We start from the raw sequence: 13,544 nt of genomic DNA, 5'->3' as shown, positions 1-13,544 counted from the left end.
AATGAGTGTGAAGTGGTGAGGGATATCCCTCACCACTTCACACTCATAAAAATATAAATTATTTCATTAAATAAGGTTGACTAATCGTAAGAAAGAGGCTGGGACATAACCCCTCTCTAAACTAAAAAGCCGGTGAAATTTTTTTCATAAAAAATAAGGACCACTTCTGATAAAATTAAGTCACCACAACCAAATTATACAGAAAGAAGAATCCTTATGTTTAAAGATTATAACATGAATCAATTAGTTTTGCCTTTAGATTTAGAAGTGAAGTTACAAAAGAATGACATTGTCTTCCATGTCCACCATTTAGTCGAAAGTATCCCGTCCAAAGCGTTTGAACCATTCCTTCGAAATGAGGGCTGTCCTGCCTACCATCCACGCATGATGCTTAAAATTATCTTATGTGCCTACACGCAATCTGTCTTCTCAGGGCGCAAAATTGAGGCTCTTTTAAAAGATAGTCTTCGGATGATGTGGCTAGCTCAAGGGTATGAACCAACCTACCGCACAATCAATCGATTCCGTGTTCAACCAGAGGTGAAAGAGTTGATTCGTCAATGCTTCGTTCAATTCCGCTGCCAGCTAGTACAGGAAAAATTAATTGATCAGGAAGCTATTTTTATTGATGGAACTAAGATTGAAGCAAATGCGAACAAATTTACATTCGTGTGGAAAAAGTCGATTGAGAAATATCATAACGGACTAATTGAAAAGTCAAACCAGCTATACGATGAACTACTTGAAAAAGAAATCATCCCAGAAATTGAACGGGAAAATGAAAAGGAATTAGCATTGGAAGACCTCGCTCAAATGGTCGATAAAGTAGATGAAGTGATTTCTGAATATAATCGAAAAATTGAGGACTCATCAGATGTAGCAGAGCGAAAGGCTTTAAGAACGGAACGGAAATTTCCAAAGAAAGCCCGCAAACAATTAATCGACTATATTGAACGCAAACTAAAATACCAAAGAGACTTCGAAATCTTTGACGAACGAAATAGTTACTCGAAAACAGACCCGGATGCGACATTTATGCGTATGAAAGATGACTATATGAAAAATGGTCAATTGAAGGCAGGTTATAACATACAAGTGGCAACAGAAGGTCAGTATGCGCTTGCCTACAGCATTTTTCCAAACCCAACGGATACACGTACATTAATCCCATTTTTAGATGAAATCGGACAACATTATTTTAAGCTACCAAAACATATCGTCGCAGATGCTGGATATGGCAGTGAACAAAATTATGATGATATCCTTTCGAATCGTAAGCGAGAAGCCTTAATCACGTACAACTTGTATGTAAAAGAACAGAAGAAAAAGTATAAGCAAAACGAATTCAATACAGCGAACTGGGATTATGATGAAGAAAATGATCGATACACATGCCCAAACCAACAACATCTTGTATTTAAATATCGTACCACGAAAACGGATAAGTATGTTTTCGCGCGTGAGTTTAAGGTATATGAATGTGAAGACTGTTCCGGATGCCCCCTCCGTTCATTATGTACAAAAGCAAAAGAAGGAAATAATCGTAAGTTAATGGTGAATGAGAAGTGGGAACAACAAAAAGAATATGTGAGAGCAAAGCTTTCAGAAGAAAAAACGAGTACCCTTTATCGTCAACGTAAAATCGATGTGGAACCAATTTTTGGATTCTTGAAGGCTAATTTGCGTTTCACCCGATTTTCTGTACGAGGAAAATCGAAGGTGGAAAACGAGATGGGCCTCGCATTAATGGCCGTGAATTTAAGAAAATTCACAGCCATTAGCTAAAAGCTATCTGGAGACAACATAAAAGATAGAGAAATCCGACTTTGAATGAATTCAAAGTCGGATTTCTCATGAATTGAAGCTAGTTATGTCCCAGCCCCTTTTTTATTTCCTTGCTATTCTTGACAATATTCTGAAAATAATTTACAATTCTTTTCAATAAATGCTAAGAAAAAGAATAGTAGCAAGCGGGCGTACTTAAAGAGAGCTGATGGTGGTGCAAATCAGTAGTACATACTTGCGAATGGGCTTTGGAGCAGCCTCATCAAATGTGAGGACGAATTTACTCCCCGTTACCGGAGTACTCAAAGCGCGCAATTTATGCGAATGAAGGTGGCACCACGGTTACTCGTCCTTTTTACAGAAGGATTGTAGTGACTTTTTTTTATGGAAAAATTAGAAAAGAGGAGTCGAGAGAAGATGAGTATAGTAGTAGAGAAAAAAGGATATTTCGGTGAATTTGGTGGTAGCTTTGTTCCTGATGAACTTCAAAATGTATTAAATATTTTAGATGAAAACTTCCAAAAATATAAAGACGATGAAGACTTTAATAAAGAGCTAGATTATTATTTCCATGAATATATTGGGCGCAAATCTCCACTTTATTTTGGTGAAAATTTAACAAAACAATTAGGCGGCGCAAAAATTTATTTAAAGCGTGAAGATCTTAACCATACAGGTTCACATAAAATTAATAACGTCCTTGGACAGATTTTATTAGCAAAGCGCATGGGTGCTAATCGTGTGATCGCCGAAACAGGTGCGGGTCAGCATGGTGTGGCAACAGCAACGGCTTGTGCAATGTTCGGAATGGATTGCACAATTTATATGGGTTTAGAGGATACAAAGCGTCAAGCATTAAACGTCTTCCGAATGGAGCTTCTTGGTGCAAAGGTAGTAGCTGTTGATAAAGGTCAAGGGCGACTAAAGGATGCTGTGGATGAAGCATTTGCTGACTTAGTGGAAAACTATGAGACGACTTTTTATTTACTAGGTTCTGCTGTAGGACCTCACCCATTCCCTTCAATGGTCAAGCATTTCCAATCCGTCATTAGCCGTGAAAGTCGTGAACAAATTATAGAAAAAGAAGGCAAGCTACCAGCAGCAGTACTTGCTTGTGTCGGTGGCGGCAGTAATGCGATCGGTGCGTTTGCGGAATATATTGCAGATGAAAATGTTCGCCTCATCGGCATTGAACCTGATAAGGCAGCTACATTAAATGAAGGAACACCCGGTGAATTACACGGCTTCAAATGTTTAGTACTGCAAGATACAGAAGGCAATCCACTACCAACGTATTCGATTGCCGCTGGACTAGATTATCCTGGTGCTGGTCCAGAGCATAGCTATTTAAAAACAATTGGTCGTGGAGAATATGTAACGGTGACGAATGAGGAAGTGCTTGAAGCATTCCAAGTGCTGTCAAAGGTTGAAGGAATTATTCCGGCACTTGAAAGCTCCCACGCAGTTGCTCATGCACTAAAACTTGCGCCAACATTATCACCGGAAGAGAGCATTATTATCAATATCTCTGGCCGTGGAGACAAAGACGTAGAACAAGTATTTCAAATGTTAAGTAGATAAAAAATGAAAGAGCGACTTCCCTTTGTGGAAATCGCTCTTTTAACTATACGAATGAAGCTAATTTCGGATAAATTTCTGTCACATTATCTCGAAGCTTTGCTTTCAGAAACTTTCCAACTGATGTTTTTGGAATTTCATCTAAAAATACTACATCATCCGGTACCCACCATTTTGCAAATTGACTTTCTAAAAATGCCAAAAGCTCCTCTTCACTTGCCGCCATTCCTTCCTTCAATACTACACAAGCTAGCGGGCGTTCTTGCCATTTGATATGCGGAATTGCAATAACTGCCGCTTCCAAAACAGCATCATGGGTCATTAACGCATTTTCTAAATCAACTGAGGATATCCACTCCCCACCCGATTTAATTAAATCCTTTGTACGATCTGTTATTTTGATAAAGCCATCCTCTGTTCGTACCGCAATGTCCCCTGTATATAACCAGCCGTCACGATAAGCATCATTTGTACGTTCATCACGATAATACTCGTGTGAAATCCATGGACCTCGCAAGCGTAACTCACCCATTGTTTCTCCATCCCATGGCACTTCGCCACTGTCATTAATAATGCTCGATTCAATACCGGCCATTGTCATTCCTTGCATTGCCCGCGATTCAATACGCTTTTCAATTGGCCATTCATCCATCCAAGACATATAATTTGATAACGCAACAATCGGCGTTGTTTCAGTCATTCCATACACGACGATATATGGAATGCCATACTGCTCTTCAAATGTACGAATAAGTCGAGTAGGTGAAGCAGAGCCACCACAACAAATAGCTCGTAGCGAACTAATATCTCGCTCACGTTTCTCCTGTTCCTGCAACGCGCCGATCCAAATTGTCGGCACTCCAGCTGTTAATGTAACCTTCTCCTGCTCCACTAAATCCAAAATGATTGCCGATGTGAATTGTGGGCCAGGCAATACCTGTGTAGCACCCACATTGACACTTGCAAACGGTAAACCCCATGCATTTGCATGAAACATTGGTACAATCGGCATCACGACATCACGTTCAGAAATGCCCATTGAATCAGACATACTTAGCATCATACTATGTAGCACTATACCCCGATGTGAATACACAACCCCTTTTGGATTTCCTGTTGTAGCACTTGTATAGCACATACCAGCAGGCTCATCTTCTTCTATATCCTCTGGGAACTCATAGTTTTCATCTGCTGCTGCTAATAAATCCTCATATGATAATGCATTCGGTAATGTCGTTTCTGGCAAAGTATCCTCATCCGTCATAATAATATAATGTTTCACTGTCTTGAGCTCGGGTGCAATGTTTTCAATAATTGGTAGCAAATCCACATCAATCATTAAAATTTCATCTTCTGCATGATTAATAATATAAATTAAATGTTCTTCTGATAAACGAATATTCACCATGTGCAAAATAGCGCCAGAACACGGTACCGCAAAATAAGCCTCTAAGTGGCGATGCTGATTCCAGGCAAAGGAGCCAATTTTCTTTCCTCTTGTCATCCCTAGCTTTGAAAGCGCATCCGCTAAACGACGTGTCCTCTTCGCCCATTGTCCATATGTTAGACGGTGAATCTTCTGTGGGCTCGTCCGTGAAATAATAGTCTTTCTAGCAAAATAGCTTTCTGCTCGTTTAAAAAAATTTGTTAATACTAACGGCGTCTGCATCATATAAACCATCCATCCCTTCGTCTTGTGAACTCCCTTTACATTACCTTTGTGAAATATTAATAGAGATATTTTGATTGAATACTATTAATATTCTGAATATTATTATATTGTAAAATCACAAAATACGCTATGTATTCCAAGGGGTATCGTCAGGAAAATGCGGATTTACAACGTTAAGGAATTTTCATTACTCCATAAGCATTTTTAAGTTATATTCAAAAACCATGCTTTGACATTGGCTAGAACATGGTAATTTAAATAATATAAATCTGCTAAGTTGATTTTTTCAGCTCATCTATTTATTGAATTCATTAACTGGAAGAAGTATTCAGGTTTGTGAGTCTTATTTAGGTTATACCATGAATGTAATGTATCTGGTGCAAATACATCTAATTTTTTCAGTACTTCCATCGCAAATTCCAGAGGAGCTACTCCTGATGCAGTAACCAAATTCTCACCAGATACCGCAGGTCCCATCTCATAAAATTTTTCTCCTTTATAATTAGGACAAACCATTTTAATATACTCTAAGTTATTGCTTGTATGCTTTCTAGAATCTAGGTATCCCATATTCGCAAGGGCCTCAGTTGCACCACAAATTGCAGCAACAATAGTGCCAAGCTTTAAAGCTTCGCCAATTTTTTTCATGATTGGTTGATGAATAACTTCTCCCCAAGTATTCCCTCCAGGCAAAACTAAAAGATCTTTACTCTCAAGAGTACACTCATCAAAGGGAATATCTGGTTTTATGCTCAGTCCCCCCATCGTAGTAATAATTTCTTTATTAGCTCCTACTGTAACTACTTTTAAAGGTGCTATATCTTTTTTAAAAAATCTTCCTGTGTTTAGTTCGGCAATTAAATATCCATATTCCCAGTCTGACATTGTGTTAAATACATATAGATAAACTTTTTTTGTTTGCATCCAATAACACTCCCAATCACAATTTATATAGCAATTATAATATAACTTCCCTGACAGCTAACGTCAGGGAAGTTATCATACTTGATGAAATTGTATTAATTCCGACAGAACTTCAACAAGTCTTTTCTTAAGACTCATTGGCTCGATAATTTGAATAGATTTACCGTACGGTAAAAGTAAATAAGGTATATATGTATGTACTATATCTTTTTCAAGAAGGAAAACTGCTTGATTTGAATTTCGTTCATGTAAATAATGTCCTAAAAACCAATGTTGGCAAACATCATTCAGCGTACTTTCATTTCCATTAATAACTAAAGAGGTAATCCCTTCCATATCTTCTATAGTTGGAAGGAGGTTTTTCATAAAAAAGTCACGTGCTGAAAAATTTTCTGGCCGGTTAAACTTATTTTCAGTTAGCATTAGACTTTCAATTCGATCTACTCTAAAACTACGGATATCATTCCTAAGATGACAAAATCCAATCACATACCACTTATTATTCCAATAGATAATTCTGTACGGATCGACCAATCTATAATTTAATTGCGTTTCGCCACTTTTATGGTAAAGAATTTTTACTGAGTACCCGTCAGCTACGGCCTGCTCCAACTCCTTCAAAAAAGGTTCCATAGAGAGTGAGCTTAATCGACTTATTACTTCAAGACTAGTTAAATGTTGGTTTATCTTTGTCTCCTGCTCTTGATTTGAGTATTTACTTAGTTTTGAAATGGCCCTATTCAGTGCTTCACCCCCATAATATCCGGCTTCTTCTGCAAAAACAGCAGCGTGAAATAGTGAAGTTTGCTCCTCAAAATCAAAAAAAAGAGGAGCCTCAATAAAATTGTTCAATAAAGTGTATCCACCGTTATGTCCTGGTTCTGAAATTATAGGTACGCCACTTGTTGAAATTGTATCAATATAACGATACACAGTCCTTATATTCATCTCTAACTTTTCTGAAATTTGTTTTGCAGTAATTTTTTCACCTGAACGAAGCATCCATAGAATTGCTAACATATTGTCAATTTTAGGCATATAATTCCACCTCTATAAGGAATTTATTTTCTATTATATATTTCCGATTTTTGGTATAACTCATCAACTGTTCCTTTCCGATAGCTTTCTATATAATGAGGCCCTAGACACATTTGTAATTTCACAAATTTGATTTACAGTCATATCTCCCTCTTTATAAAGCTTTACTGCATAATTCATTCCTGCATGATTTTTATGGTACTTCTTTAACCGACCTTTAAACTTTCCTTCTTTCTTAGCCAGTTCTATCCCTTCACGCTGCCGCATACGGATAAGATCTCGTTCTAATTGGTTTACACCCGCCATAACCGTAATTAAGAATTGGCTGTAGGGATTAGCTTCTGATAAATCTAGCCATGTATCTTTTAAGGATTTTAAATTTGCCTTTTTACTCCGTATGTTATCGATTAATTCAAATAAATCTTGTGTACTACGAGTAATCCGAGTTAAGTCCGTAACATAAATGATGTCACCTTCTTGTATATCCTCTAACATTTTTTGAAGTTGCTCACGATCTTTTGTTGCTCCAGAAACTTTTTCTTCAAAAATAATATCCATTCCGATTTCGTTCAGTTGCTGAAATTGCCTTGAAGGATTCTGGCTATTATCAGTCTCCTACACTTGTATCAATAGAGTACACTCTATTGGGAGAGAAGAAAACCGTTTAGGGTTCGCTGTTCAATTAGCCGTTCTTCGGTATCCCGGTTGGCCATACACTCATATCAAAAACATCCCGGATTCAGTCATACATTATATATCGAAACAAATCGGCGCCACTCCATCTTCGCTTAGTCTTTATCCTCAAAGAGAAAATACACTTTGGGATCATTTGAAAGAAATTCGTAGTGAATACGACTTTTTAACTTTTACTCTAAAAGAATATCGAATGACATTTAAGCACCTTCATCAATTGGCTTTGGAAAATGGTGATGCTATTCATCTACTACATGAATGCATAGATTTTCTAAGAAAAACAAAATCATATTACCTGCTTTCACTACGCTTGAAAGAATGGTGTGGGAGGCAAGGGCAATGGCTGCTTATTATGGGGAAATTAGGTCTATTCAAGACAAAACAGCTTAGCTACAGCCTTACGCGAAATGGGACGAATAGAACAATCTTTATCATGAATGGGCGGCAAGAGCTATTTTCTTCGGAAAACAAGGAGAGCTTAGGGAACGAACCATGCAACATCAGCTTCAAAGGGCCAGTGCTTTAAACATAATTATCAATGCCATTGCCATTAGTATCTGGAATACTCTACATCTAACAAAAGCAGTTGAATATCAAAAACAGACAGGTACACCTTTAGGCTGGGAACATATTAATTTACTAGGAGAATACCATTTTAAATCGGAGAAAGTGATCTCATTAGATTCTTTAAGACCACTAAAACTTTCTTAACGTTGTTAAAAATGGGGGAATTGTCTTGAAAATGGGCTTAGCGTTGTAACTCCGCATTTTCCTGACGGTACCCCTCCAATAATTTTCTTTTTGTTGTTAACTTTTTCTAAAATAATAATAATTAAAAAGAGATGAAGAAAACTAAATCGTTTTCTTCATCCCATGTTGTTGAAAAACTACGCAAAACGAGGGGGTGATTTCCGTTCCTGCTGTGCGCTTTGTTGTTGCTGTTGCTGCGCTTTCGCACAGTGTTCACTTGAAACAGAAATTATTCCATATCAATTATGCCTCTGCATAATTGCATCCGGAATCGGCCAGCATTCACACTAAAGGACGAAGAAAACTAAATTCTTCGCCCCACTTTTAGGAATTTTTATTTATGAACAGGCTTTTGTCTGTAGTTTAATTTTTAATTTATCTAGCATATCAACTGTCATTCTTGCTAGATCATACTGTGCTTTAAAGCCCCATTCATTTTGTGCGGCTTCTATATTTAAAGAATTTGGCCAGCTATCTGCTATCGCTTGACGAACCGGATCTACATTATAATTCATACGAAAATGTGGCAAGTGCTTTTTAATTTCCGCCGCAATTTCAGATGGCTCGAAGCTCATTGCAGTAATATTAAAGGCATTGCGATGTATTAGTTTGCTACTATCAGCTTCCATTAAATCTACAATAGCTTGCAATGCATCTGGCATGTACATCATGTCCATGTACGTACCTTCTTGAATATAAGATGTATACTTCCCTTGCTCGATCGCCTCATAGAAGATCTCTACCGCATAGTCTGTTGTACCGCCTCCAGGAGGAGTTACGTATGAAATTAACCCAGGGAAGCGTACACCGCGGGTATCTACACCAAAACGATTGAAATAATAATCACATAACAGCTCACCAGCAACTTTATTTACCCCATACATTGTTGTTGGACGCTGTAATGTGTCCTGTGGCGTATTATCCTTTGGTGTCGATGGACCAAATGCGCCTATTGAGCTCGGCGTAAAAAATTGCAAGCTTAACTCACGCGAAACCTCCAACGCATTCATTAAACCGCCCATATTTAAATTCCACGCTAGCAAAGGATTTTTTTCTGCTGTTGCCGATAATAACGCCGCTAAATGCATCATTGTATCTGCACCAAAATCCTTCGCTAAATCATGCATTCTTTGTCCATCCGTCACGTCCAACACTTCAAATGGACCTTTAGAATGCTCAAGCTTCCGGATATCTGTCGCTAACACATTGTCCTCTCCATAAATACCACGAAGTTTTTCTACAAGCTCAGAACCTATTTGACCTAGTGCTCCTGTAACCATTATCTTTTCCATTTCTCCAAACCTCCACCTGTGAACAATTGTACTTTCAGAAAGTACAATAATACATAACTAACCATTGATTTAATAACACTTCTGATGAATTTCATTATAAAGTGTTCATATTAAAAATACAACTATAATATTTTCAATTTTTAAAAACAGAGCAAAAAATCCTTTACCATCAGTATATGAGACCTATAAAATATTGTGCTAGAAAAACATATAAAATACATATGTGCGTCTCAAACGGACATTCAAACAGTTTTAATTTTGTTTAATACTACTCAACAAAAGAACCTTCTTTGTTGACAAAGAAGATCCTTTTGTTCTTATTAAATACGGAAACGCTTTACGGCTATTTGTAAAACTTTTGATACCTTATGTAGCTCTTTAATATAATCATGGAATTGCTGCTGTGCGGTTAATTGATCGGCTGTTAATATAGCTACATGTTTAGTGGATGCTGCATTCGTATCAGAAAATGATGTTAACACTACCGCATCTTCACTAACCTTTTTCGTATGGTTGGCAATTTCTTGAATAGTTGCAGATACTTCCGTTATATATGGCTTCATTGTATGTACTTTTTCTAAAATATGATCGAAGCTTGTTGCCGTATCTCCTGTAACCTGCACCCCCTTTTCAGTTGCGACTAACACACCCTCCATCATTTGCACAGCATAGCTGGAATCTAAATGAATATTTTGTACAATGGACGTAATCGTTTGGGTTGAATGAACTGTTTGCTCTGCAAGCTTGCGAACTTCATTGGCCACCACCGCAAATCCTTTACCATGCTCCCCTGCTCTAGCAGCCTCAATAGATGCATTTAAGGCTAGGAGGTTTGTTTGCGCGGTAATTTTTTCAATTACTTCAACCATTTGATCGATTGTAGCTGCTCTCTCTACAAGATTAAAAATGGCTGTATTCGATTTTTCAACTGCAAGTTTAATAGCCTGTATTTGAGTTAAATTCGCCTGTACAATTTCCGTACCACTTTCTGCATCACTCGCAGTTTTATGAGCAAAATTTTCAACAACCTGCACTTTTTCCAAAATTACTTGCACACCATTTAACACTTCCTCTAGAGATGCAGTATTCGAAGCTAATTTTTTAGTAGAAGCAGCAGTTGAATCTGAAATAGACTGTACATCCTTTGCAATTTTGTGCGTCGTGTTAGACGATTTTTCGGAGGATTCCTGAAGTTTCCCAGTCATTTCTTCAACCTCATGTGCACTATTTGATACTGTATGAAGTAGTCTTTTCACCTCTGTTGTCATCTGATTATAAGACAATACTACCTCGCCAAGCTCATCCTGCGCCACATAACTGGCATTCGCTGTGAAATCCCCCTGCTCTGCACGCTTTAATAATGACTTCAATTGACGCGTTGGTATATTCACAGCTTTTGTTGCTACAAATCCTATACAGATTACTAACAAAACAACAAATAAACATACTCCCCCTAATAGCCAATAACCAAATTGCACATCGTTCTGGTATGCCTGTTGCTGTTCCTTAGCCCGCTGAACCAAATAGCTTTGAGTTTCTTCTAATAATGAATGACTTTGCTGGCTTACAGGTAAATAAGACTGACCATAAAATTGTTTCTGTTCTTTTTGGCCCAATTGTTTATAGTTATTGATCATTTCTACCTGCTGTGCTAGTAGAGTTTTAAATTTCTTCATCTGATGGTTCGTCTTTTTATCGATTTCTAGACTTTCTAAATGATTTAAAGACTGCTCAGCGTTTTTTAAAATGACAGTCATTTCTTGATAAGCTCCGACTGAATCTACTAAATAATCTAATTGTCGTTGTGATTCCTCTAGTTCATTTAACCATCCGATCGGTACAAGTCCTTCAGTATAACTTTCACTTGCATGCCATGACATTTTCCGTAAATAATCAACACTAAAAATACCTAGCAATACATTTGATAGTACACAAACAATCATCAGTATAAGTAACTTGTCCTTCACCATTATGTATCGAAAAAAATGCATCATCTTCGGCTCCTTCTCCAACTCTTACCAATAATGATAGTATGAAGATTTAAAGCCAGTGTTATGTTTTTGTAAAGATTGCACGAAGAGTTATGAAAATAATCCCATTACTCCTAATATAATCGGCGCATATCCCCCTCGAGCTAACATGATATTAGTCCTCATTAAATGCCTTCAGGGACATACCAGTTTGATACGGAAATTACCTGATGAAGAGCTCGCTTTCCCCGTAACTTCCCACTGCTTTACTTCCGAATATAAATCAATCAAACATCTTGGTAACGTCAAATGTAAAATTAACAAAGTAGCAAAATTGGTTTATAACTTCTAATAATCATAATAATCATTTAACTTGCAACCTTCTGAATTCCCTAGCGTTGTCTATTAATAGTATGGTTTATCTTCTTCTGCTCAGTGTTTTTAATACGATAGCGAAGCGGCAGCGGCAATTGTTTTCTGCGCGAAAGCGAAGCGGCAGCGGCAATTGTTTTCTGCGCGAAAGCGAAGCGGCAGCGGCAATTGTTTTCTGCGCGAAAGCGAAGCGGCAGCGGCAATTGTTTTCTGCGCGAAAGCAAAGCGGCAGCGACAATTGCGACAAGGCAAAATTACTCAAAAGGGAGGTGTATGAATGTTACAGTTCAATAAATTAGATAAAAGTTTGGTTATTAGCTTGGCATTACTCGGTATCATTAGTTGTCTCTTTGTTCATTCCAGTAGTACGGTGTTTGAGCAGTATACAAGCTCGTTTATTACAAAGCAGTTTTTTTATTACCTAATCGGATTTTTAATTATGTATGGAGTAGCAATGCTTGATATTGAGCAACTAAAAAAGATTGGCTGGCCATTTTATTGGGCGATGGTCTTATTAACATTTGGCTTATTTATTGCACCAGAAAGTATAGCTCGGACTATAAATGAGGCAAAACGCTGGTACCAAATCCCAGTTTTAGGTTCTATTCAGCCGTCAGAGTTTTTAAAGTTCGCGTTTTTAATCGTGGTCAGTAAGGTCATTGTTGCACATCGTGAGAAATATGAGCGCCCAACCTTTTTAACGGATATGCGACTACTCTTAATCATTGCTGTTATCACTCTTCCACCTATGCTTGCTGTTTACAAGCAACCAGATACGGGCATGGTAATGCTCTATATGTCGATGATTGTACCGATGATTTTCTTTTCAGGTATACAAAAAAAATTACTTATAATCTTTACAGCCATTCCGGTTTCAATTCTCAGCGTTGTGGTTATTCTTTATGTAAAGTTTAATGATTTTTTTACAGATGAAATTTTAAATAAATTATCAGGGCATCAAATTTCTCGAATTTATGGCTGGTTGCAACCAAATGAATATCCGGACTCATCTTTTCAAACAAGGCAGGGATTTTCGGCAATTGGTACAGGGCAGTTTACTGGAAAAGGTTACATGAAAAATAATGTCTATGTCGTGGAAAAGCATACCGATTTCATTTTTGCCAACATCGCTGAAGAGTTCGGGTTCATTGGAGGGGCATTTGTCATTACTCTTCTGTTTTTTGTTATTTACCGTATTGTTCTCATTACAGTAGAAGCAAAGGACCCATTTATGACACTAATGGGAGCAGGCATTGCTAGTTTATTAGCCTTCCAAATTACACAAAATATCGGTATGACAATTGGACTTTTACCTGTAACAGGTATGACTTTGCCATTTTTAAGTTATGGCGGTAGTTCCCTCATATCAAATTTCATGTTAATGGGCATTGTGCTGATTATCTATAATTCTTATAGTGGCTACATATTTAAAACAACAAAAGAGTAGGTGAAGGCTCGTATGAATGATAC

8 protein-coding genes, 3 pseudogenes and 1 other annotated feature are annotated in these 13,544 nt (G+C 37.5%); of the genes and pseudogenes, 5 read left to right on the top strand and 6 right to left on the bottom strand.

What is annotated here, in order from left to right:
- Window positions 1–216 precede the first annotated feature (216 nt).
- Entirely contained in the window at window positions 217–1,785 is a 1,569-nt protein-coding gene (locus tag ACIQZA_RS22320; RefSeq protein WP_402883841.1) for an IS1182 family transposase, read from the top strand.
- Window positions 1,786–1,941: 156 nt separating this feature from the next.
- Window positions 1,942–2,142: a binding site (T-box leader), on the top strand.
- Between the two features lie 60 nt (window positions 2,143–2,202).
- Window positions 2,203–3,366, top strand: coding sequence for a tryptophan synthase subunit beta (trpB, locus tag ACIQZA_RS22315; RefSeq protein ID WP_402883842.1), 1,164 nt, complete (start codon window positions 2,203–2,205; stop codon window positions 3,364–3,366).
- 43 nt (window positions 3,367–3,409) lie between these two features.
- Here trpB and ACIQZA_RS22310 read toward each other — a convergent pair whose 3' ends face one another.
- The 4 genes and pseudogenes from ACIQZA_RS22310 to ACIQZA_RS22295 all read right to left on the bottom strand — a co-directional run.
- Window positions 3,410–5,035 (bottom strand): long-chain fatty acid--CoA ligase, encoded by a 1,626-nt coding sequence (locus ACIQZA_RS22310; protein ID WP_402883844.1) that lies wholly within the window; start codon window positions 5,033–5,035, stop codon window positions 3,410–3,412.
- Between the two features lie 291 nt (window positions 5,036–5,326).
- A complete protein-coding gene (locus ACIQZA_RS22305; protein ID WP_400940709.1) occupies window positions 5,327–5,959 on the bottom strand; it encodes a type 1 glutamine amidotransferase family protein in 633 nt (210 codons plus the stop codon).
- Window positions 5,960–6,034: 75 nt separating this feature from the next.
- Window positions 6,035–6,997: a helix-turn-helix transcriptional regulator gene (locus ACIQZA_RS22300; RefSeq protein ID WP_402883846.1), complete on the bottom strand. Its 963-nt coding sequence runs from the start codon at window positions 6,995–6,997 to the stop codon at window positions 6,035–6,037.
- Between the two features lie 63 nt (window positions 6,998–7,060).
- Window positions 7,061–7,609 (bottom strand): annotated as a pseudogene (locus ACIQZA_RS22295) (recombinase family protein); the annotation flags it as partial.
- Here ACIQZA_RS22295 and ACIQZA_RS22290 point away from each other — a divergent pair.
- Window positions 7,587–8,035 (top strand): annotated as a pseudogene (locus ACIQZA_RS22290) (DUF4158 domain-containing protein); the annotation flags it as partial. The pseudogenes ACIQZA_RS22295 and ACIQZA_RS22290 overlap by 23 nt on opposite strands.
- Before the next feature lies 1 nt (window position 8,036).
- A pseudogene (locus tag ACIQZA_RS22285) lies at window positions 8,037–8,401 on the top strand (Tn3 family transposase); the annotation flags it as partial.
- 377 nt (window positions 8,402–8,778) lie between these two features.
- Here the strand turns inward: ACIQZA_RS22285 and ACIQZA_RS22280 are convergent.
- Both ACIQZA_RS22280 and ACIQZA_RS22275 read right to left on the bottom strand, forming a co-directional pair.
- Entirely contained in the window at window positions 8,779–9,732 is a 954-nt protein-coding gene (locus tag ACIQZA_RS22280) for an L-threonine 3-dehydrogenase (protein ID WP_400940712.1), read from the bottom strand.
- Between the two features lie 320 nt (window positions 9,733–10,052).
- Complete coding sequence (locus ACIQZA_RS22275; RefSeq protein WP_400940715.1) at window positions 10,053–11,726, bottom strand: methyl-accepting chemotaxis protein; 1,674 nt, start codon at window positions 11,724–11,726, stop codon at window positions 10,053–10,055.
- Between the two features lie 625 nt (window positions 11,727–12,351).
- Here ACIQZA_RS22275 and ACIQZA_RS22270 point away from each other — a divergent pair.
- Window positions 12,352–13,521 carry an FtsW/RodA/SpoVE family cell cycle protein gene (locus ACIQZA_RS22270; RefSeq protein WP_400940718.1) on the top strand — a complete coding sequence of 390 codons (1,170 nt, stop codon included), beginning with the start codon at window positions 12,352–12,354 and terminating at the stop codon, window positions 13,519–13,521.
- Window positions 13,522–13,544 lie beyond the last annotated feature (23 nt).

The sequence above is a fragment of the Lysinibacillus sp. NPDC096382 genome, from assembly GCF_044762845.1.
Taxonomy (GTDB): Bacteria; Bacillota; Bacilli; order Bacillales_A; family Planococcaceae; genus Lysinibacillus.
This window is presented reverse-complemented; position numbering and strand designations above follow the sequence as displayed.